Source organism: Dietzia timorensis (assembly GCF_001659785.1).
GTDB lineage: Bacteria > Actinomycetota > Actinomycetes > Mycobacteriales > Mycobacteriaceae > Dietzia > Dietzia timorensis.
This window is the reverse complement of record NZ_CP015961.1, coordinates 3585808-3607892: the sequence shown is the minus strand read 5'-3', so window position 1 is coordinate 3607892 and position 22085 is coordinate 3585808. Positions and strand designations below refer to the sequence as shown.

The window sequence follows — 22085 nt, the reverse complement described above, 5'->3', positions numbered from 1 at the left end:
TCTCCTTTCATCGACTTTGAACGAGGGTTTCAGAAAATGGGTTCAAAATTTCGTGCCAAACATTTGTTATCCACATAGCCGCACGGCGTGCGACCTGCATTTCCACAGTCTTGTCCACAGGTGTGAACAAAGAGTCGTCTCCCCCGGGTTCAGGTCGGATGTTCAACCTGTTCCGTGAGGACGAAGCACTCCGGACGAGTGTAGCGAAGTGCCTGCATGATCGTGCGAACACCTGCTGCAATGAATGTATGAATGTGTTGGCGTCGTGGTTCGAGGGATTACGTTAACAACACCTTCAGCGTGCGGGCAAGGAGTTGATCACCTGGATTTTCCGTGTCAACCATCCGCCCTGCCGGCGTGTCGTAACTTCTGTAACAGTCTCCTGCGGGTTTATCACCAATGTGACGGAAGAGATCCCGATGGTTTGTGGAATTTCCTCTCAACCAAGTAATCTTTACAAGTCTGCCGTGCGAACCCTATCGCAGGGCCCATGGAGCCTGCGCCGGCCGGATCACCTGGACCGGCGCCCCATGGAAGTAAGAATTGCAGGATCAATGCACTAGTGATTCCGCGCGGGATTCAGCGCGGTTCAACGAAGGAGAATGCCGTGGCCAAGGGCAAGCGGACTTACCAGCCGAATAACCGTCGCCGTGCCAAGACGCATGGCTTCCGTCTCCGCATGCGGACGCGTGCCGGACGCTCGATCGTTGCAGGTCGTCGCCGCAAGGGTCGCGCTAAGCTGACGGCTTAAGCCGTGGCCAGCTAGCCCGAAGAGAGCTACGCTGTGCTGCCATACCCGCACCGCCTGCGCATGGCGGCCGATTTTCGTGCCGTCATGCGCTTTGGCGTTCGTGCGGGACGCGCGAGCGTCGTCGTACATGCGAGAGCTTTTCCCCCCTCAGCGGAGCGGACCAGCGGGCCGAGGTTCGGTCTGGTCGTGAGTAAAGCCGTCGGCAATTCGGTGCAGAGGCACCGCATGAGTCGACGGCTTCGTCATATCTGTGCTGATCTGGTTACGCCGGAGTATGAGGGTATTGACTTCGTGGTCAGGGCGCTCCCCCCGGCGACCGCTGCCGATCATTCCCGTCTGAGTCGTGAGGTGATCGACGCGGGCCGCCGTGCGGCGCAGAAGGCTCTACGACGCCTCGACGAATTGCCCGACAATGGTTGAGAACTCTCGACAATTGACGAGTGTGGGTACTACACAATCGGAGGACTCAACTATGTCACGTGACGATACAGGCCGTGGCAGTCTCTTATCCCGCGGGCTGACCCTCATTGTTGTCTTTTACCGCGAAGCGGTTTCTCCGCTTTTCCCTCCCTCATGTCGGTTCGAACCCACCTGTAGTGAGTACGCTCTCGAAGCACTCAAAGTACACGGCGCACTTCGGGGCTCCGGTTTGATCATGTGGCGGATCCTTCGTTGTGCGCCATGGTCGAAGGGCGGTTGGGATCCGGTTCCGCCGCCCCGATCCCCATAACACTTTTGACCCGTTTCGTTTCTTCTGTCCGCTTCACCAGTTGCTAGAAAGTTCAAAGGTCACCATTCGATGTCCTTCATTACAGACAATCTGATCTATATACCGATCTCCGCGATCATGTGGTTTTGGCACAAGGTTTTCGCGTGGGTCGGCGGAGCCATCCCGGGGGTTGATGATCCGGAGTCTAATGGCCTCATCTGGGTCCTCTCCGTCGTGTTCCTCGTGGTGACTCTCCGTGTCATCTTGTTCTACCCGATGGCTCGCCAGCTTCGATTCAGCCGGAAAATGCAGTCCATGCAGCCGCGGATGCAGGAGATCCGGAAACGCTATAAGAATGATCAACAGAAGATGGCGCAGGAAATGCGTGCGCTGCAAAAGAAGGAGGGCTTCAACCCCCTCCTCGGCTGCCTACCGGCACTTCTGCAGATTCCGGTCTTCCTCGGTCTGTTCCATGTACTCCGTTCCTTTAACCGTATGGGCTCCGCATTCGGCGCATTGGGGATGACGGCGGAGGAAACACGCACCACGGGGAACTACGTCTTCTCCCCCGAGGACGTGCAGAACTTCCTGGACGCGCGTGTCTTCGGTGCTCCGCTCTCGTCCTTTATTTCGCAGTCGGTGGATCAGTTTGCCGCGTTCGTCAATCCGGGTGAACCGCTCGACTTCAGCCGTACGATCATCATCATCATCGCAGTGCCGCTGATGATCGTGTCGTCCCTGATGACTCACCTGAATGCGAAGCAGTCGTTCTCGCGGCAACCGCTCGACCGGTCCAACAGCCAGGCGGTCATCATGCGCCAGATGATGCTGTGGGTGTTCCCTATCGGCATTCTCGTGACGGGCGCATTTTGGCCGATCGCCATCCTCGTGTACATGGTGACAAATAACGCATGGACTTACGGTCAGCAGCACTTCCTCTTCGCCCAGATGGACCGTGAGGATTCCGCGAAGGAGGAGGTTGCTCGCGAGAAGCGTAACGCGCTAGCTCCGAAGGTCGGCGTAAAACCGGTCAACCCGAAGAAGTCCGCCAATACTGCGGCCAACGGTGGTTCCGCCGAGCCGGCATCGAATGCATCCGGCGGCGACGTCGCGGTAAAGGATACGAAGGCGAATGATGCTACGTCGTCGGGTGCCGCTCCGGCGCCGGGGTCGAAACCGAAACCCGGTCAAAAGCCCTCGGGGACGAAGAACACGTCCAAGAAGAAGCGGAAGAAGAAGTAGCGAATACCCCGCCGCAATAGTGATTCCGAACTGGCCTCGACCGCACGGTCGGGGCCAGTATTATGTCCACAGTAGGATTGAATGTGAACAACCCCAGGGTGCGCGCTGGATCGTTATGGACGATTCAACGTCTGCCGCAGTTTCACGTGAAACATGGTTCGAAGGGACAAGAGATGAGCGCAGACGAGAAGCCGGAGTCCGACGACATCCTTGTCGAAGAGGGCGAGGTCGCCGGGGACTATCTTGAAGGGCTTCTGGACATTCTCGATTACGATGGTGACATCGATCTTGACGTAGAGGGTGACCGAGCGACAGTGACCGTCGATGGTTCTTCTGATCTAAAGAAGCTAGTCGGCCCTGATGGCAAAGTTCTCGAGGCGCTTCAGGAGCTTACTCGCCTGGCTGTTCAGCAAGAGCTCGGTTCACGGAGCCGACTAATGTTGGACATCTCCGGATGGCGTGTGGCTCGACGCGAGGAGCTAGCTTCAATGGCACGTGACACGGCCGGTCGCGTCAATGGCAGTCAAGAATCGGAGGAGCTGGCCCCCATGTCTCCTTTCGAAAGAAAAGTCGTTCACGACATCATCGCCGAGATAGATGGCGTCCGTTCTGACTCTTCCGGACAAGAGCCCAATCGATATGTCATCGTGCATCCTGACTAGTTTTTATTGTCGGAGCGCGCAGTTGTGTTTCACGTGAAACACAACTGCGCATTTTCATGTCGGCGTCTGAGCAACGTCCCCAAGTCCTCAGGAGAAGTCAAAGTCCATGACTACAAGCGAACCGATTCCACATGCGGCCTTCGCGGTGTTTGGCGACCGTGTTGAACTTGCCGTGAACTACGTCGAATTCCTCCGTTCTGCGGGGATCGAGCGGGGGTTGATAGGTCCGCGAGAGGGAGACAGAATCTGGGAGAGGCACGTATTGAATTCCACGGCCGTGGCTTCGCGGCTGGGAGTCGGCGAATCAAATCGTCGAATCTCGGTTACGGATATCGGCTCAGGTGCCGGGCTCCCCGGTATTCCATTGGCGTTGTGCCGAACGGACCTGGAATTGACCCTTGTGGAGCCACTGTTGCGACGGTCAAACTTTCTCGAAGAGGCGATAGAGGTACTCGGGTTAAAGGAGGCCGGAATTGAAATTCGAGTTATCCGGGGAAGAGCTGAGGACGCGGACGTGGTCGCGGGTGCCAAGGAATCCGACGTCGTGACTGCGCGCGCTGTTGCTCCCCTCGCGAAGCTCGCCGGCTGGTGCTCACCCCTAATCCGACAAGGGGGGCAGCTCATCGCTCTCAAGGGTGAGAGTGCTTCCAAAGAGCTTGAAAGAGATGCCTCAGCCCTAAGAAAGAATGGCCTCGTCGACGCTCACTTCGAGACCGTGGAGGTCCCGGGGGCGGATCCTACTTACCTCATTACAGCGACCAAATCGGGAACGACTGCGGCTGACACGAGCAAAGTACGACGGGATAAGCTGGGAACGAACAAGAGACGTAAGTGACGTAGTCGCCGGAGCGGTACCGGGTTTCACGTGAAACATGGCCCGTAATACACGTGCCGGTTTCACGTGAAACAAGAGTAACAAGGCAGAAAAGATATAAGGCGATATGAGATTCGGAGAGGCTAGTGCATGAGTGATGACACTCCAATTTTCGCAGCGGCACGTCAGGCCAGCGAAATTATGCACGGAAACGGACTTCGGCTACAGCGACCGTCTGAGCCCCGAGTCATGTGTATCGCGAATCAAAAGGGTGGTGTAGGGAAGACCACGACCGCAGTGAACTTGGCGGCAGCCCTCGCTGCAGGCGGCCTAGGCGTACTTGTGATTGACCTCGATCCGCAGGGGAACGCTTCAACCGCGCTGGGAGTTGACCACAGTGAAGGCACTCCGTCTTCCTACAATCTGCTTCTCTGGGAACAGAATTTTCAAGAACTCGCGCAGCAGAGTCCCACGAACCCGAACCTATATTGCATTCCGGCGACAATCGACCTGGCGGGCGCTGAAATCGAGTTAGTTTCAATGTTCTCTCGAGAAAGGCGGCTTGCCGAAGTACTTGTGCCCGAGGATCTACGTGCTCTTGGGATCGACTACGTCTTTGTCGATTGTCCCCCTTCGCTGGGACTCCTCACGTTGAACGCGATGGTTGCGGCGAAGGAGATCCTTGTTCCGATTCAGTGTGAATACTATGCGCTAGAAGGCGTCACCCAGCTTCTCCGAAATGTGGAGCTCGTGACCGAAGCCCTGAACAAGTCATTGGCGGTGTCGACGGTCATGCTCACGATGTATGACGCCCGAACGAATCTCTCGCATCAAGTCGCCGAAGAAGTGCGCCAGCACTTTGGTTCGAAAGTGCTTCGAAACGTAATTCCCCGAAATATCAAGATTTCGGAGGCACCCAGCTACAACCAAACGATTTTGGATTATGACCCAGGTAGTAAGGGCGCTTTGGCGTACATCGATGCAGCCAAGGAAATCAATGAACGATTTATAGCGGAGTTCGGCGCATTGGTCGCCGCGAACAGCAAACACGAGGATGAGGATTGACACCTATGTCGACCAATAAGCGGCGAAGCGGACTCGGGCGGGGAATCGGCGCACTCATTCCCAGCGCCAGCGAGGGTGGCGGTCCACGGCTGGGAGATGGCGCCGCAGATGTGATTCTCGGGCCCAGGGGCAATGACGACAACCAACTCCCGCCCCGCCCCAATGTTTCACGTGAAACCCTCGGTTCGAAGGACAAGGACAAGGACAAGGACAAGGACAAGGACAAGACCGGATCGGGACCCGGATCGAGCTCATCTACCCGCGTACAGCCCGGTGGCGATATTCGCGGTAGGGGCGTCGCCCGAAACGCAGATGGCACCGAGATCGTGGATCCCGGTGCGGTGCTTCGTGAGGTCTCACCGAAGGACATTGAGCCGAATCCGAAGCAGCCGCGGTCGGTCTTCGATGAAGATGCGCTCGCCGAGTTGGTTCACAGCGTTAGAGAATTCGGACTATTGCAGCCCATCGTTGTCCGCGAACTGAAGGATGGGAAATACCAGCTCATCATGGGTGAGCGGCGCTGGAGGGCAAGCCAGAAAGCCGAGCTTGAGACGATTCCGGCGATCGTCAGGCAGACAGAAGACGAGAACCTTCTCCGGGACGCACTCCTTGAGAACATCCATCGAGTGCAGCTGAATCCATTGGAAGAGGCCTCCGCCTATGAGCAGCTACTCGAAGAGTTCGGCGTGACGCACACCCAACTTGCGGAGCGAATCGGACGCTCGCGGCCGGCCATCACGAATTCGATCCGGCTACTTCAGTTGCCTACGGCCGTGCAGCGGCGCGTCGCCGCGAATGTGCTCTCGGCGGGGCATGCACGAGCGTTGTTGTCCCTGGAAGGTCCGTCCGAGTCCAAGGAAGAGCTTGCGGCCCGCATCGTTGCGGAAGGTCTCAGCGTACGTAGTACAGAGGAGATCGTGTCGTTGATGAACGCCGGCAACGATAATTCTGCCGAGAAGGGCAAGAAGGGGCGCACCCCTTCCGAACCTGATCCCGAGCTTCAGGCCGTCGCGTCAACGCTTTCGGACAGGTTCGAGACCAAGGTGTCAGTAAGTATGGGAAAGAAGAAGGGTCGAATTACTATCGACGTCGGATCCTCCGAGGATCTGCAGCGAATCGTAAAAATTCTTCGCGGTAAGGGCAACTAGAACCCGGGACAGGGCCCCCGGAGAGAAACGTCACGGTGACAGAGGCTCACACGGCTTCCTCCGATGGAATGTAAGGGCGGTACATGGCAGGCGAGTTTCTCGAGCCGATAGACGGGGACGTTATCGTGGCTCCGGTCGAGCTCAACTCGTTCGATCGTTTGGATTCCCACTCGCGCAAATGCATGTACTGGCAGACAAACTCTGGGACCCACGAGTACACCCGAGGCTCTACTTTTGAGAAGGAAGCATGGCTGTCAAGCGTCCTTCTCCAATGGGGAGTGTGCGCCCAGGTTGCCGAAGAGTTCGGTCGCCCGGTCGGATCAGTGACATACGCTCCCCCGAGCAACATCGCACGAGTGAGAGCCTTCCCAAGCGGTCCTGTGGGATCCGATGCGGTGTTGATCGCGGACCTGCATGCGCATCCGGATTTCGATACGAAAGCTCGAAAAGATATCCGAAGCCTACTTCTCTCCGCCGTCGTCTCGGATGCGGCAAAGCGAGGAGTTAGGGCACTCGAGACATTTGCGCGTACGGAGAAGGGCTCAGAACGCCTTGAGACAGAATTCCGAGGATCCGAGGCAAAGCGGCACGCAGGCGGGCCATTGACGTGTCTTCAGGAAGATGAATTCTTCCTCGCGCGCGGATTCGAAGAAGTGGGAAAAGACCCCGAATTTCCGCGTCTCCGGCTCGAGATCGATGGAGAACATCTCTGGAAAGCAGACGTGGAGCATGCCCTGGATCAGTTGATCTTCGAGGCAAACATGCGGCCATCAGCTGTCAACAGCCAATAACAGGCCCAACGGGAAGGGACTACTTCTTGTTCGGTTCGTAGGACAAGATGTCTTCGACGGAGAATGTGCCTGTCTTCTGATCGCCCTCACCGAGAAGGTAGAGGCGCTTGACGCCGACGATTATCGCGTCGACGATCTGTTCACGCAGGTCCCTGTCGAGGAGGTTGGCCATATCTTGACTGTTATTGATGTATCCAAGATCAAGCTGGACAGAGGGCATCTTGGTGCGACGGAGGAGTGGCCAACTACGTCCGTGAGTACGGCAGTCACGAGTTCCTGTCCGTGACACGATTTCTCGCTGGATATATCCCGCGAGGGCGTCGCCCATCATTGAAACCGCGCCGAGCGAGTTGCCGAAGTAGAACGCGGCGACGCCGTTGGCCTCGGGGTTCGAGTGACGATCCAGTCGCAAGCTGATCATCAAATCGGCCTGGAACGAATTGGCGATCTCGGCACGCTCGTCGTCACCTGGAAGAATGGTTTCGGGGCGAGACCAAAGGACCTCGACGCCGGCCTGCGTCATCAAGGAGGCGAGCCGCTCGGTGAGTTGCCATACGATTTCCGCATCCGTGGTGGAGCCGTAAGGCGTCTCGATCGATACTGGACGCTCGGACCCACCCGGTCCGGGATCGAGGACGATGCGCTTGCCGGTGAGTTGAGGCCCTGCGTTACGCGCGCGCTCGCGTTCGACTATGGAACTGAGGTTTCCCCCGGTTACAAGCGTGGAGAGATTCGACAGGCTGGCGAGAGTCTCTGGCCCGGCGACTCCATCTGGGGTGAGTCCCGAGGAGCGTTGGTACTCGGTCGCCGCGTCATGGGTCAGCGCACCGAAAGCGCCGTCGATGTTGCCGGTATAGAAGCCCAGCTCGTGAAGTCGCTGCTGAAAGTTGACGACGTCGTCACCCACCATCGGGCGCGTAACGAGGTACGACATGTCGCGAGATCCCAGCTGATGCACGGTATCTGCGAGCGACGACGCCGTCGCAGGTCCGACGATTCCGTCGGCGATGAGTCCGCGCTGTTGCTGGAAGGCACGAACCGCAACTTCGAGGTCGGAATCGAAAAGTGCCTCGGTCTGCTCTGTCGCGCCGCCGGTTTCCGGCTCGGTCAATCCAACCGAGTCCAGATTGTGGAGGTGTCCTAGCGCTGCGAGCCGCGACCGTACCTGTGCGACCTCGACACCGCGATCACCTTTGCGAAGAGCCATGACCTCCCTTTTCTCCAAGAATCGTGGGCTTAACCAGTCAAAACCGTATTGCACCCACGGTATTAAAATATGCGGCCCAGTTGTAATTGGTCCCCCAACCCTAGTGGATGAAGTAACCGCATAGGTGAAGGTAGAGCCGGTACGCGACCAAAAACGTGTGATGAACAGCGCATTTCAATCAGTGAAGCACTGTAACAATTACTCGAATCTGCTCCCCATCAAGGATACGCGTCGCATCGTCCCTCAGCAGACCACTGACAACTATGCCATAGGCCCTGTGGCACTAGCTATTCGAAAGCTGATCGTCGATGAGGTCGGCGATGGCTCGCTTGGGTTGTGCGCCGTGAAGTGACGCGACCTGCTCGCCGTCTCGATAAATAACGAGCAGTGGGATTGACAGAATCTGCAGCCGGCTTGCCAGCGCGGGTTCGGATTGGATATCGACGCCGACAATGCTCGCCTGTTCTCCGAACCGTGCCGCGAGTTCTGCCAGAACCGGGTCCATTGCCTTGCACGGGCGGCACCACGGAGCCCAGAAGTCGACGAGAACGGGACGCGTACGGCTGGCCTCGATCACGCTGTGGTCGAACTCGTCGGTGGATACGAGAGGGAGCGCCGACTGGGCGCCTCGAGAATCCGAGGCGCCTGATCGCCGAGTGAACAATCCCATGGTCGGTGTATCCGTCTATTCTGCGGCTACTCGCCGAGCGAGGCCAGGAAATGCTCGGCGTCGATCGCGGCGGAGCAGCCCGATCCCGCAGCCGTGACGGCCTGCTGGTAGCGCTTGTCCACGAGATCGCCACAGGCGAAGACGCCGGGGACGTTGGTCGCGGTGGTCGCGATGTCGGTGAGAACGTATCCTTCGTCGTCAAGGTCGACCTGCCCCTTGACCAGGCTGGAGCGCGGGTCGTGGCCGATGGCGACGAACATCGCCGCAGTGTCGATCTCGCTTTGCTCGCCGGTGACGGTGTCGGTGAGGGCGAGGCCTGCAACCGAACCCGAGTCGTCGCCGCGAACGTTGCTCACGACCTTGTTCGTGAGGATCTCGACCTTGTCGTTGTTGCGGACACGGTCGATCATGATCTTCGAGGCGCGGAACTCTTCGCGGCGGTGGATCAAGGTGACCTTGGAACCGAAACGCGTGAGGAAGCCGGCTTCCTCCATGGCCGAGTCCCCCCCGCCTACGACGACGATCGGTTTATCGCGGAAGAAGAAGCCGTCGCATGTCGCGCACGAACTGACGCCTCGCCCGAGGAACTCTTGCTCTCCGGGGACGTCGAGGTAGCGCGCGGCCGCACCCATCGACAAAATGACGGCGCGGGCCGCATAGACCTCGTCTCCGACGTGAACCTTCTTGATGTCGCCGGAGACCTCTAGCTTGGTGACATCTTCCATCCGCAGGTCCGCACCGAAGCGCTCGGCCTGGTCGCGCATGTGGGTCATCAGCTCGGGCCCCTGGATTCCTTCGGGGAAACCGGGGTAGTTCTCGACGTCGGTCGTGGTCATGAGCGCCCCGCCGAACTCGAGTCCCTCGAAGACCAACGGTTCGAGCTCTGCGCGGGCGGCGTAGATCGCCGCAGTGTAACCGGCGGGACCGGAACCGACGATGATCAGGTTGTGGATCTTGTCGGGATCCGCACCGGTCGCCGAAGGGGACGCTGCGGTGTCGTCCTTGTCGGAGTCGAGCGAGAGATTGAAACCGAAGTCGGTCATGGAGTTGGTCCTAAGGTTCTTTGCTTGGCGTCACTATGCGGAATGTCCGCTCCCCAGTGTCCAACATCTTCGACGCGCGTGTTGTTCCCGCCCTCCCCCATCGCCCGCGAAACGACAGAACTCGCAGGTCGTTAACCAGACAAACTGATGCCCTCGAGGTGTGGCGCGAGGTGCCGACGGCCGCGGGTACAGCGGCTCTTCACGGTGCCGACGGGAACGTTGAGCAAAAATGCCGCCTCTCCTACGGACAGGCCGAGCATGTCGACCAAAATGATGGCGTTCCTCATCCCGGCGGGTATCTCGCGCAGTGCTTCGGCCACGACGAGGGACCAGATGGGGTCCTGATAGTAGAGCGTGCGGAAGGACACCTGTTCGGCGAGCAGGGGCGTGAGCTCGACGCAGCGCTTGCGCAGCGAACGGCGCATGCGGTCCCGGCATGCGTTGACCACGATGGCGTACAGCCATCCGCGTACGGGTGAATCCCCGCGAAAACCGGCCGCCTGCCGATAGGCGGACAAGAGTGCTTCCTGCAGCGAATCCGAGGCGTCCTCGGGGGACAAAGATGCGCGCGCCGCTGCGCGCCAGAGGGCGTCGTAATGCCGCCGAATCAAGGTCGCGAAAGCGACGTCGTCGCCGGCGACGTGGCGTCGGAGAAGCTCGGTATCGGTCTCCGCCACGGAGGGCGTGGCGTATTGAGCACCGGTGGGCACGCGGGCCCCGCCCACGGCGAGCCCGGCCGTTGGCCGGGCGAGGTCGGGGGTGGAATGGCTGCCGAGAGCGCGAGTGGTCACGCATCAAAAGTAGGACCACGCGCTCCGCTATGGGGGGCGCTACATTTGCGGCTGCCGGGCGACCGCCGGAGGACCGTTAGTCCTCGGGAAGCCCCGCGAGCTCGACCTCGCCGATCTGTGCGGAATATCCGGCGGCATCCGAACCGCTGAGCTTCGTGATCCAGATGATCACGTACTGCGCATCTTCGTCCATGTCGTCCGGATCGATGGCCACCGACTCCTCGCCACCGGAAACGGTGCCCTCACCCACCAGAGTCGTATCGTCCAATGACGTCGGAGACGCGGTGCCCGCTGTGCGGACCTCGAACTCGACTCCCCGATCCGGCGACGAGACGGTGACCTCGGTGAGCCGCGCAGCCTCCTCGAGCGACAGCAGCAGGCCGAGTCCGGGCTTGAAGGCCGTCGGCCCGTTGCCGAACTGGTTCTCGTAGGTGTCGGTGCGCCACGTGGTGTCCGCGGACCCGTCGGTGACGTTGACGGCGAGAGCCGAGTTCTCCGCGTTACCCGCGGAGGTGGACGGCTGCCACGTCGTCGCGTCTGACACCGCGAGTTCCTCGCCCTCCTCGGCGGGGGCGCTGGACGTGGGCGAGGCGGAGGTTTCGGAGCCCGACGAGTCGTCCTCGCCGGATTCGGCTGATTGCTGGGCCGCCTCTCGCGAGGCTCGCTGCTCCTCCTGCATCGCGTCGAGCTGAGCGGACAGCGGCACATCGTCGTCGCGGCCGCCGAAGCCGCCCATCATCGTGATGAGCAGGACGATGATGACGAGCACGCCCACCGCGCCCGCCCCGGCCATGATGACCCACCGGCGCTGATCGCGGACGCGCTGTTCGGCCGGAGACAGCTCCTCGCGTTCGGAATCCCAGGGACCGTCGCCCTCGCTGAGCGACTCGGCATCCGCGTAGTCCGAACGGGTAGGAGAGGTGCGGGCCGAGGCCGGCGCGGAGGAGGGACCTGCGCCGTCAAGAAGCGATAGAACGGTGGACGCCGAGGACACAGACGATCCGTCGAGCGTACGCATCGCGAGCGTGGCCTGGTCCACCGGTGCGCCGGACTTCTGCGGATCGACCGGCGTGCCGTCCGAATCCCGCTCGGCTTCCGGCAGACGGGAATCGGTGACGTCGACATCGTCGGACCCGGACGGCAGGTCGAGCGGCCACTTTCCGGTCTGCGCCGCGTAGAGGACCGCCCCGAGACCCTTGACGTCGTCCTCCCTGGACGCTGCCGGAGTGACGCCGGGGAAGGCGAGGATGGCCAGGCCGTCGTCGGTCACGCGGAGCTGATCCGGGGAGACCAGCCCGACGTCGCGCTGCTCGGCATGGGCGCGGGACGCGGAATCGGCCAGCGGACGGAGGGCCTCGGCGGCGCCGGAGGCGAGGCGCTTCTCGGCGGCCGCGGCGGCGAAGGACTTGCCCGGGGTCCACTCGGCGACGATGATGCCGCCGACCTTCCCGCGGATGACATCGAGCACGCCGGCGACGCCGGGCGCCCACAGCTTCGACAACGCGAGCGTGGCGTCGAGAACCTTGGCGGTGGTCTTCTTTCCGCCCTCGGCGGAGTCGCTCGGAGCGGGGTCGACGAAGACGAGCGCGACCTCTCGGCCCAGGCGCTGGTCGCGGGCCTGCCAGTAGCGAAGACCATTGCCGCCGCCGTGGGGCGCGACGAGGCGATAGCGGCCACCGGCGACCGCGCCGCCGGGGGCGAGGCGCGGCGAGGCGGAGTTTTCGCTTCCGCCGTTGACGTTGCCTTCTTCAGTGCTCACTTAGCCGCTCCAGGTACCGATTCGAGGTGTACTCGCGAGCTCGCCGAAAGGCATGAACCCTTCCGACCTCCGCCCAGTCGGCGAGCAGTACGAACTACACCAGGATACCCAGTGATGCGGCCGCGCAACGCGCAACCCGGCAGGCCGGGTCGTGTCGCCGGATGGGGCGCAGGTAGGCGGCATCCTCGCCCCGCCCGCGCGGCTATCCGCGGTTGCGGGACAGCAGCGCCGAAATCCGATTCGTGAGGGGCGCCAGCTCGGGCAGGTTCGAGCGCGTGAGCACCGCGACGATGACCACGAGCGCAATCGGGGTGAGGATCGCCATCCGGATGATGTCACCGAACGAACCGATTGCGCCGACGAGCAGATGCAGGTGGAGAATCCAGTCGGCGGCGAGCGCCACGGCACAGCCGATGACGGAGGCGAACAGGACCCATCCGGAGGATTTGAGCACCTCTCCCCCGCTGAGTGGGCCGAGGCTCCGCTTGAGAAGGATGTAGCCCATGACCGCGCCCGCGAGGAAGCCCAGCCCATTGGACAGCGCGAGCAGCATGACCACGTCCTGCGAGGACGTCGCGACATGCGGCGCAAGGTAGGCGCAGCCGACGCGGACCGCGGTGACGACGGTGATGATGATCGTCGGAGTCCAGTAGCTTTCCCGCGCGTAGAACACGCGCTGCTGGAGTAGCACGATGGCGTACGGGATGAGCGTGAACGCCGAGGCCGACATCGTGTTGCCGAGGATGTTCGCTTCCTCGGGAGAGAAGTTCTGGTAGGCGAACAGGCCGGAGGCTATGACGGGACCGAACGCGGTCATGAGAGCGATGATGGGCAGTAGTCCGGCGACCGAGAGGCGGGTGCCGAGCGAGATGTCCGCGACGACCTCCTTGTTACGGCCAGCGGTGCCGTTGTCGGCGAGGCGCGGATTGATCGCCGTGAGGAGGGTGACGCCGAGAATGCCGTAGGGCACCTGGAGCAGCAGCCAGTTGGACTGGTAGATCGCGATGGCACTCTCGTCGGCGGCCGAACCGATGCGGTTGGTCACGACGAGCCCGACCTGGCTGATGAGCACGTAGGTGAACCCCGCGAACGCGCTCGGCGCGAACTCCCTCAGGCGGTTGTCGATGCCCCACTGCGGGCGCAGATTGATGCCGAGCTTGTGGAGCGGCCACAGCAGCACGACGGCCTGTACGACGACGCCGAGCGTGGTGCCGATCCCGAGAAGGAGGATGGCCGGATCGAGGATGTTGACCGGCGCCTTCGGGTCGATGTCCTTGGCGAACAGAACATAGGCGAAGAGCGTCGCGATGCCGATGAGGTTGTTCCACACCGGCGCCCAGGCACCTGGGCGGAATACCTCGTTCTTGTTGAGGACGGCGAGCAACACCGAGAACACGGCGTAGAAGAAGATCTGCGGGAGCAGCAGGAACGCGAACGCGGTGGCGAGGGAGGTGTTGACCTTGCCGTCCGAGAGGTTGATGTCGGTGAGCCACGGGGCCGCGGCGACGGCGATGAGCGTGATGACGAATGCGCCTGTGGCGGTGACGGTGATCAGACGTCTGACGAACCCCAGACCTCCGTCGTCATCCTCCCTGGATGCGCGCGAGAGCAGGGGCATGAACATGCCCGTGAGCACGGAACCGAGGACGAGCTCGGTGACCATGTTCGGCAACTGGTTCGCCGTGTTGAACGCCGAGGCGACGGCGCCGCCGAGGGTCCACAGGATGAGGCTCATCCGGACGAAGCCGGTGATGCGGGAGACGAGGTTCGCGATCGCCATCGAACCGGTGGCGCGCAGCAGGCTCCGCGAGCTGCCGTGGGCGGCGTCCTCCGCGCTGCGGGTTTCGCCCTGGGCGAGTGGCCCCGGCTCGGCGTCCGCAAGATACTGCGACTGGACGATCTGCAGGTCGCCGAAGGCGCCCTCCGAGACCGGTGGCGGCGCGGTGGCCGCCCGAATCACGGAACTACCGGGCTCCCGGCGCCGCCCGCGCATGCCGAAGTCGGGTCTGCGTGGCGAATCGTTCACCTATTTGCTCCCTTCGCCATGGCTTGGTTCGGCACGTCCGCCGTCAGGCTCGGATGTATAGCCGGTGCTGGGATCTTCCCACGTTCCATCTGCTTTCGCGCGGCGCACCGTGAGGAAGCGGCGGAACATGAGCACTGCCGCGGCGATGCCGGCGACGAACATGAACAGCCACGCCAAACGGGAACCCCCAGTTTGCACCTCGATGTCGATGGGCTCGGAGAGCGCAACACCGTCCGGAGATACTAGCTGCATGGTGATGCCGGCGCGCGTTCCAGACTGATCGGAATCGGTGGGCAGCTGCATCGTCCGCGAACCCGAGGCCGGCACGGAGATGATGCCCTGGTTCTCGACGGTGATGCCCGGCGGGGTGTCGATCTGCACGGCGACGCGCACAGGAAAGGGCATGCCATTGCGGGCGACGAGCAGGAGCGGTGAGTTCGGCGAGGCCATCGTGTAGACCGCGCCCGGCGGGATGAGCGAAATCGACTCGAAGGCATTGTCCAGTGCGTTCTCGAGGCGGTCGAGCGAGTCCGCGCTGGCCTGTCGGGCGGTGCGGCCGGTGTCGGGACCGGCGAGTGGATCGTCGGCATCGAAGCCATTGGATTCGATGGAGCCGTCGCCCCCTGCGCGGCGGGCGGTCGTGGACAGCGTGCGCAGCGCCTCGGAGCGCAGCGGGTCGATGAACGCCGGGGCGGTGTTCGCGGTCGGATCCGAGGTGTCGACGACGTGTCGCAGCGTGGACACGCGGACCATGGCGTCGCGCACCCGGGAGATCGTGTCGATGTCGATGGCGCCGGGATCGGAATCGGCGATCGGCTGCCCGCTCGCGTCGGTCGGGAGAAAGCGTTCGACCTCGCCCGGGTCCGATGCGCCGGACGCCGGACCTTCTGCGTCCTCCTCGCGGGCCGGCTCGCGGCCGAGCGTGTCCGGGGTGATCGGAAGCCCCTGGCGCGTGGAGTCGAGGCGGACCGGATCGTCATCGGGCGCCTGGGCGAGCGCGTCGCCGAGCGAGAGCGGCCGCATATTCCCCGCCTCGATCTGACCGGACACGGTGTCGAGGAGAGACTGCACTCCGGCGTCATCCAGCGTCCACACGGCCGGAGGCATAACGAGGAGCTTGCGCGGCTCTCCGGAGTCCTCGCCTGCTTCGTCGGCTGTGTCCGAGGTGGGGTCGGCCTCGGTCGTTGCGGCCTCGGACATGTTCGCGAGCACCGGGGCGAGTAGCGAGGCGCGGGCCGATTGCAGGCGGGCGGCCGGGGAATCGGACTCGAGCCAGTAGCGCTGGTTCGCGCTGGAATACCGCGGATTCTCGGCGATGGCTCCCGTCGCGGCCAGCGAAGAGGCCAGGTAGGGGTCGTAGGCGAGCGCGTGCTGACCGGATTCGAGCCGGTGGACACCGGATGTCGGGATTGCCGAATCGGGAGTGCTGACGGCGGACGACGCGACGACCAATGGTGAGTCGCGAAGCGCCGGGATCTGGTCGACGGTCTGCTGGGTGATGGTGCCCGAGGTGGGAATCACCGCATCCGTGGTCGACTCGACTCCGAGCACACGGGTGAGCTCGTTCGCGGGGCCGTCGCCGACGGCCGAGGCGAGCGCGTCGGATTGCGTCGCGGCGACCGCGTCGAGATCGGCCTGGTTCGGCGGCAACGGGACCGTGCAATGGTCTGCGGCGAGATCCCGGAGACGGTCGAGCCATGCGGAGGCCTTCGGCGCCGCATCGGAGATCCGCTGGGCCTCTTCCGGCCCGTCGACGATGACCTCGTAGCCGGCGGCGATGTCCGCCGCGGTTCGCAGCAGTTCGGGGTCGATGGCGAGGCACACCGCGGTGGAGAGTTCTTCGTCGGATTGCTCGGCATTCTCGAGGGCGTCGAGCAGTCCGTTGAGCCGGCCGCCGTCGCCGAGAGAGGTGAGCAGAGAGTCGTCGGTCAGATGCACTGTCGGTGCGGGTCCGTCGAGGCCGGGGCTGATCGCGCGGCGCGTGGGTGCGGCGGCGATCGGATACACCACGGTGACGTCGCTGGCGGGGCTCGTCTCCGCGCGGGAGGAGAGCTCGGATCCGTCGGCGCCGGGTAGCAGTTGGAGCGCGGACGGCATCACCGGGAGCAGCACGCGGGCATCGTCGAGCCGCGCGGCATCGCCGCCCGCCGGGGTGCCGTTGACGTTGACGAGCAGCGGGTACACGCCCGGCTGATCGATCCGCAGCGATGGTCCGTCGTTCGCATCGGCGAGCGGCATCTTCACCTCGAACGGCACCTCCGCGCCCGGCGCGAGGGTGTCCGCGAGCGGCTCGAAGGGGCCGGCCGTCTCGAAGTCCTGCTCGGGCGCCGACAACGCGGTGCGCACCTGCGACGGCTGCGAGGTCCCGGGGCCGCGCTGCAGCCGAAGCGTGAGGTCGGAAATCTCTTCGTCGGACGCGTTGGTCACCGTCCCGCGGACCGTGACCAGCGGGATGCCGTTGATCGCGTCGGAACCGGGCGCGCCGTCGGCGACCTGCGGGGTGATCTCGTCGATCGACACGCGCGCGTGCGCGGGCGCCGGATTCGGGACGAGATCGAGAGCCGCCGCCGTCTGCGGTTCGGGCGCTCCCGGTGCCGCCGTGGGCGCGGCGGCCGCTGACGGGGCGCCGACTATCGACTGGGCCGCAGTGATCCCGGCGACGGGTGTCAACAACAGGGCGGCAGTACACGCCACACCGGCGCCGACTCTCGCGCCCCGCCGGATCACTGTCCGCTGCCCCGAGGGTTGTCGCCGCGGCCCGACCGGCCGCCGTGGGATCCGCGGGAACGCTGGCCCTGCTGATTCTGACCGTGCGCAGCCTGCTGACCACCGCGGCCGCGGCCGCCTCGACCCCTGCGGCGGCGCGAGCGTTTGCGCCCTTCGCCACCACCGCGCGCCCTGTCCGAGCCCGCTCCGTGGTCGTTGCCGCCGCCCTGTCCGGGCTTGTTGCCGCTTGCCGACGCCGAACGTGCCGGGTTCTCTTCGCGAGTCGCGGATCTTCTGTTCGGATCGACAACGTCGGCTGGCCGTGGCTCGGGATTTCGCCCGGCCACCTCGGCGGCCGCGAGCTCCGGAAGGAGGTCGCGGGCCGTGTCCATCAGTCGGCGCTCGTCGGTGTAGGCAAGCCGCATGGGCAACAGCTTAAAAGCCACCCATGCCACTTCGGTGATTTCCGGGTCCTCATCGCACAAGTCACCGTCGTCGTACCGGATGATGTGGTGGTGGACGGTCTTGTGGATGCGTTTGCCATCGGCGACGAACCAGTAGTCGATGCTGCCGAGCTCGGCGAGAATCGTGCCGTTGAGGCCCGTCTCCTCGAGCACCTCGCGCCGCGCGGTCTGCGCGTAGGTTTCGCTGCCCTCGACGTGTCCCTTGGGCATCGACCACAACATACGCCCACGCCGGTCGAGGCGGCCGATCAACGCGACCTCGAGGGCGTCGACGCTCGCTAGGTCGAGACCGGCACCCTTCTCCGCGTACGCTTCGGCGAGCTCGGCGAGTCCGCGTACGACCATCCCGCCCGCGGACGTCTCGCGGACCGTTCGCAGCGAGGCGTGCGGTCCCCGCGCAGTGGATTTACGAGTGCCACCCCGCGCGCCCTGCCCGCGCTGCTGGGCGCCGCGTCCGCCGTGGCGCTGGCCTTGCTTCTGACCCGACTTCTGCCCGGGCTTGTGACCTTGGCCCTTTGAGCCTTGCCCCTTCGCACCCTGGCCGCGCGTCCGGCCACCCGAGCGAGAGCCGCCGCGGGTGTTCTTGCGTTGTTGTCCTTGTTGTCCTTGCTGCTCGGCGGAGCCGTCGCCGCCCGCGCCTGCCTTCGACGTCCCGTCGCCAATGGTGGTGCTGTTGCCTGCCGCGCCCGCCTGGGCGCGTGCCCCGGAGCCTCGGCCTCGGCCGCGCCGACGCCGTCGCCGGGAGCGGCCTTCCGCCGGCCCGTGTCCTGGGTCGGCATTGCCCTGGGCGGGGCCGCCCTTCGGTGATGCACCACCTGTCCCGTTGTCGCCCTTTCCGGGCGACCCGGCGGAGCCGTGCGCGTGGGCGCGCTGTCCGCCGGCCGGGGGCTGCGCGGCGTTCGAACCGTGGTTTCCCGCAGGTCCGGCCGCGCGCCGGGAACGTCGTCGGCCTGGGCGCGAACTCGCGCTCGCCGTTTGACGTTCAAAATCGTTCACTTGCCAATGGTATCCGACAACCCCCGCCAACTAGGGAATCGTCGGCTCGTGCGCGGCCCCTGTCCGGTTCCCTCCCGCGGCGGGGACGGATTCGGGCCGCGAGCAATTCGCGGTAAAGTTTTCGCCGTGACTTCCCCGGGCCAGCAACTGGAGCTTCTCGCCGCGGCGCAGGGCCGACTCAACGCGTTGGCCCCGCTGCTCACGCCGCTCGCCGACGATTTCGCGGCGAGCGGGCACGAGCTGTACCTCGTGGGCGGTAGCGTGCGCGACGCGCTTCTCGGTGCGCGGGTGTCGGACATGGATTTCTCCACCGATGCGCGCCCGGAGACCGTTCGCCGGATCCTTACCCGCCGTGCCCGCGCCGTGTGGGACACCGGAATCGAGTTCGGCACCATCTCCGCAGCCATCCCGGTCCCCCGGTCCGCCGCCCCGTCGCTGGATGACGACGCGCAGCCGCAGCCCGAATGGCAGGTCGAGATCACGACGTACCGCGCGGATTCGTACGACGGGGTCACCCGGAACCCGACCGTAACCTTCGGCGACACGCTCGAGGGCGATCTCGTCCGCCGGGATTTCACCGTCAACGCGATGGCGGTGCGCCTCCTGCCAGGCGGTGGCACGGAGTTTTGCGATCCCATCGGCGGGATGGACGCTCTCGCCGAGAAGATCATCGACACCCCGTCGTCACCGGAAGTGTCTTTCGGCGACGATCCGCTGCGGATGCTGCGCGCGGCGAGATTCGTCTCGCAGCTCCGCTTCGACCTCGCCCCGCGGGTGCGCGAATCGATGAGGGAGATGGCCGAGCAGATCGACCGAATCACGGTCGAGCGCGTTCGCACCGAGCTCGACAAGCTCATGCTCGGCGCGGATCCCGTCGCCGGGATCAACGTCCTCGTCGAGACGGGCCTGGCCGAGCGGGTGATGCCCGAAATCCCCGGTATGCAGCTCGAACGCGACGAACACATGCAGCACAAAGACGTGTACTGGCATTCGCTCACGGTGCTGCAGCAGGCGATCGACCTCGAGGACGAAGGCCCGGATCTCGTGCTTCGTTGGGCGGCGCTGCTGCACGACATCGGCAAGCCCGATACGCGCGCGCCCAAGCCCGGCGGCGGGGTCACCTTCCACCATCACGAGGTCGTCGGCGCGAAGATGGCTCGTAAGCGGATGCGGGCACTCAAGTATCCGAAGGCGATGATCGAGGACGTCTCGGGCCTGATCTTCCTGCACCTGCGCTTCCACGGCTACGGCGACGGTGCGTGGACGGATTCGGCGGTGCGGCGCTACGTCAACGACGCCGGCGACCTGCTGCCGCGCCTGCACAAGCTCGTCCGCGCCGACTGCACCACCCGCAACAAGCGTCGCGCGAACCGGCTGCAGCGTAATTACGATTCCCTCGAACAGCGCATCGCCGAGATCGCCGAGGCAGAGGATCTCGCGCGCGTGCGCCCCGATCTCGACGGCAACGACATCATGGAGATCCTCGGCGTGCCGCCGGGCCCGGTCGTGGGCAAGGCGTGGAAGTACCTCAAGGAGCTCCGGCTCGACCGCGGCCCACTGGACCCGGACGAGGCCAGGGCCGAGCTCAAGGCGTGGTGGGAGAACCAGCAGGGCGGGAACTGACGTGGGTCTCGCGCGCGGATGGCACGTGACCTCCCCGGCGCGGCGTGCGCAGCTCTCCGGCGCCGTCGCCGCGCTCGTCTCCCGGCGGTCGTGGGGGATCGTCTGGCTCATCGCGCTCGCGGTGAGCGCCGCCATCCACGTCCTCGGGTTCCCGGGACTGCAGGACCATCCGCCCTACCGCATCGATTTCGACGTCTACCGCACCGGCGGGCAAGTCGTTCTCGACGGCGGCGACATCTTCGCGATCCTCCCGGCACTGGCGCAGGGCGACCACCTGCCGTTTACGTATCCGCCGATAGCGGCGCTGATATTCACGCTGTTCACGTTCGTCCCGCTCGGCGTCGGCTCGACGCTGATGACCCTCGCATCGATCGCCGGCCTCGGCTATTGCCTCGTCCTCGTTGCGCGTTTCACGTGGAACATCTCTGCCCGCACGGCGATCGGACTCACGCTTCCCCTACTCGCGCTCGGTTTGTGGATCGGGCCGGTACGCGAGACGCTGCTGTTCGGGCAGATCAACATCCTGCTCATGGTGGGTATCCTCGCAGGGCTGCTCGCCGGAACGGCGCCGTGGCGTCCGAGCGGCCGAACCGATGGCGGCGGCAATCCCGCGCGCGCCTCGCTGTGGGGCCCGCTGCTCGTCGGTCTCGTGTCGGCGGTCAAGCTCACCCCGCTCGTGTTCGGGCTGTACTACCTCGCGCGGCGCGACTTCCGCGGAGCCGCGGCAATGACCGCCGGATTCGCCGCGAGTACCGGTATCGGCTTCGCCGTGCTGCCAGGCGCCTCGGTCGAATACTGGACGACGACGCTGCTGTCCTCCGAGCGAATCGGCGCCCCCTCCTTCGCCACGAACCAGGGCTTCAACGGCCTGCTGCAGCGGCTCGTCGGCGAGGGAACCACGGCCTCCGCGATCTGGGTCGCCCTGTCGATCGCGTCGATCGCCGTCATCGGAATCCTTGCCTGGGCCCTGAGTCGAGCGGGCCGCCCCGCGGACGCGGCGCTCGCGGTGGCGCTGGTGTCGCTGTTCGCCTCGCCTGTCACGTGGGGGCACCACTGGGTGTGGATCGTGCCGTTCGCGATCGTCGTCCTGCGCATCGCATTGCCGCGTCTGACGTCGGACGCCGCTCCCCTTCCGGCCCCGCTCGTGCGCTACGCGCGCATCCTCGCGGTCGCGGGCGCGCTGATCTTCTACGCCACCCCGTACTGGCTCGTGCCGCACAACGACGGGGCCGAGCAGAACTGGAGCGTGCTCGACCACATCGTCGGAAACGCGTTCGTCCTGTGGGCGCTGGCCTACCTCGTGCTGCTCGCGTGGTGGGCGCGGGTACCCCAATCCGCGGAACCGGCCGGAAAAGTTTCGCCCGCGAACGGATGATCCCCGGCGTGCCCGACCCGCGTTCGGACGAGTCCGGGCGCACGGGGTTCACTGCGCGTAGGCACAGGTAGATCGTGTGGAGGTGCGTCTCCGAGCCGCGTGCCGGGGCAGACGAGTGTTCACTGCGCGGACGGCGCGGTCGTGGCATTCCTTAGGGCTTTGTCTGGGTTAATTTTCGCAGGTCACGGCTTTAATGTGACACAGCTCTCGATCAGAGGGCGTGAACCGACAGCTCGAAGGAGC

Annotated in this window: 19 protein-coding genes; 11 read left to right on the top strand and 8 right to left on the bottom strand. The window is 64.1% G+C overall.

The window, feature by feature from the left end:
• The first annotated feature begins 607 nt into the window (after window positions 1-607).
• From rpmH to BJL86_RS17340, 9 genes are all read left to right on the top strand, one after another.
• Entirely contained in the window at window positions 608-751 is a 144-nt protein-coding gene (rpmH, locus tag BJL86_RS16670; protein ID WP_075845195.1) for a 50S ribosomal protein L34, read from the top strand.
• A 33-nt stretch (window positions 752-784) separates the two neighbouring features.
• Window positions 785-1171, top strand: a complete 387-nt coding sequence (rnpA, locus tag BJL86_RS16665) for a ribonuclease P protein component (RefSeq protein ID WP_075845120.1) — start codon at window positions 785-787, stop codon at window positions 1169-1171.
• Window positions 1164-1481 carry a membrane protein insertion efficiency factor YidD gene (yidD, locus tag BJL86_RS16660; protein ID WP_418235949.1) on the top strand — a complete coding sequence of 106 codons (318 nt, stop codon included), beginning with the start codon at window positions 1164-1166 and terminating at the stop codon, window positions 1479-1481. Before rnpA ends, yidD begins: the two co-directional genes overlap by 8 nt.
• A 69-nt stretch (window positions 1482-1550) precedes the next feature.
• Window positions 1551-2702, top strand: coding sequence for a membrane protein insertase YidC (gene yidC / locus BJL86_RS16655; protein WP_067474424.1), 1152 nt, complete (start codon window positions 1551-1553; stop codon window positions 2700-2702).
• Window positions 2703-2875: 173 nt separating this feature from the next.
• Window positions 2876-3364 (top strand): Jag family protein, encoded by a 489-nt coding sequence (locus BJL86_RS16650; protein WP_067474427.1) that lies wholly within the window; start codon window positions 2876-2878, stop codon window positions 3362-3364.
• Window positions 3365-3470: 106 nt separating this feature from the next.
• Window positions 3471-4199 (top strand): 16S rRNA (guanine(527)-N(7))-methyltransferase RsmG, encoded by a 729-nt coding sequence (rsmG, locus tag BJL86_RS16645; protein WP_067474430.1) that lies wholly within the window; start codon window positions 3471-3473, stop codon window positions 4197-4199.
• A 129-nt stretch (window positions 4200-4328) separates the two neighbouring features.
• The gene (locus BJL86_RS16640) at window positions 4329-5243 is read left to right on the top strand and encodes a ParA family protein (RefSeq protein ID WP_067474433.1); all 915 of its coding nucleotides are present in this window, start codon (window positions 4329-4331) and stop codon (window positions 5241-5243) included.
• A 5-nt stretch (window positions 5244-5248) separates the two neighbouring features.
• Entirely contained in the window at window positions 5249-6391 is a 1143-nt protein-coding gene (locus tag BJL86_RS16635; RefSeq protein ID WP_067474436.1) for a ParB/RepB/Spo0J family partition protein, read from the top strand.
• Window positions 6392-6474: 83 nt separating this feature from the next.
• Window positions 6475-7182: a hypothetical protein gene (locus BJL86_RS17340; protein WP_075845118.1), complete on the top strand. Its 708-nt coding sequence runs from the start codon at window positions 6475-6477 to the stop codon at window positions 7180-7182.
• 19 nt (window positions 7183-7201) lie between these two features.
• Here BJL86_RS17340 and BJL86_RS16625 read toward each other — a convergent pair whose 3' ends face one another.
• From BJL86_RS16625 to BJL86_RS17665, 8 genes are all read right to left on the bottom strand, one after another.
• Complete coding sequence (locus tag BJL86_RS16625; RefSeq protein WP_067474442.1) at window positions 7202-8389, bottom strand: N-acetylmuramoyl-L-alanine amidase; 1188 nt, start codon at window positions 8387-8389, stop codon at window positions 7202-7204.
• 283 nt (window positions 8390-8672) lie between these two features.
• Window positions 8673-9059, bottom strand: coding sequence for a thioredoxin family protein (locus BJL86_RS16620; RefSeq protein WP_075845117.1), 387 nt, complete (start codon window positions 9057-9059; stop codon window positions 8673-8675).
• Between the two features lie 26 nt (window positions 9060-9085).
• Window positions 9086-10102 (bottom strand): thioredoxin-disulfide reductase, encoded by a 1017-nt coding sequence (trxB, locus tag BJL86_RS16615; RefSeq protein WP_082908496.1) that lies wholly within the window; start codon window positions 10100-10102, stop codon window positions 9086-9088.
• Between the two features lie 131 nt (window positions 10103-10233).
• Window positions 10234-10893, bottom strand: coding sequence for an RNA polymerase sigma factor SigM (gene sigM / locus BJL86_RS16610; RefSeq protein WP_231887195.1), 660 nt, complete (start codon window positions 10891-10893; stop codon window positions 10234-10236).
• A gap of 76 nt (window positions 10894-10969) precedes the next feature.
• Complete coding sequence (locus BJL86_RS16605) at window positions 10970-12652, bottom strand: protein kinase family protein (protein ID WP_067474445.1); 1683 nt, start codon at window positions 12650-12652, stop codon at window positions 10970-10972.
• A 202-nt stretch (window positions 12653-12854) separates the two neighbouring features.
• Window positions 12855-14678, bottom strand: coding sequence for a murein biosynthesis integral membrane protein MurJ (gene murJ, locus BJL86_RS16600; RefSeq protein ID WP_231887196.1), 1824 nt, complete (start codon window positions 14676-14678; stop codon window positions 12855-12857).
• A complete protein-coding gene (locus tag BJL86_RS16595; protein ID WP_156896137.1) occupies window positions 14679-17351 on the bottom strand; it encodes a hypothetical protein in 2673 nt (890 codons plus the stop codon).
• A 50-nt stretch (window positions 17352-17401) separates the two neighbouring features.
• Window positions 17402-18844: an NUDIX hydrolase gene (locus BJL86_RS17665; RefSeq protein ID WP_083657663.1), complete on the bottom strand. Its 1443-nt coding sequence runs from the start codon at window positions 18842-18844 to the stop codon at window positions 17402-17404.
• Window positions 18845-18970: 126 nt separating this feature from the next.
• Here BJL86_RS17665 and BJL86_RS16585 point away from each other — a divergent pair, with 126 nt between their 5' ends.
• Together BJL86_RS16585 and BJL86_RS16580 are read left to right on the top strand one after the other, a co-directional pair.
• Window positions 18971-20467, top strand: coding sequence for a CCA tRNA nucleotidyltransferase (locus BJL86_RS16585; RefSeq protein ID WP_067473507.1), 1497 nt, complete (start codon window positions 18971-18973; stop codon window positions 20465-20467).
• Between the two features lie 25 nt (window positions 20468-20492).
• Window positions 20493-21842 (top strand): glycosyltransferase 87 family protein, encoded by a 1350-nt coding sequence (locus BJL86_RS16580; RefSeq protein WP_067473511.1) that lies wholly within the window; start codon window positions 20493-20495, stop codon window positions 21840-21842.
• Window positions 21843-22085 lie beyond the last annotated feature (243 nt).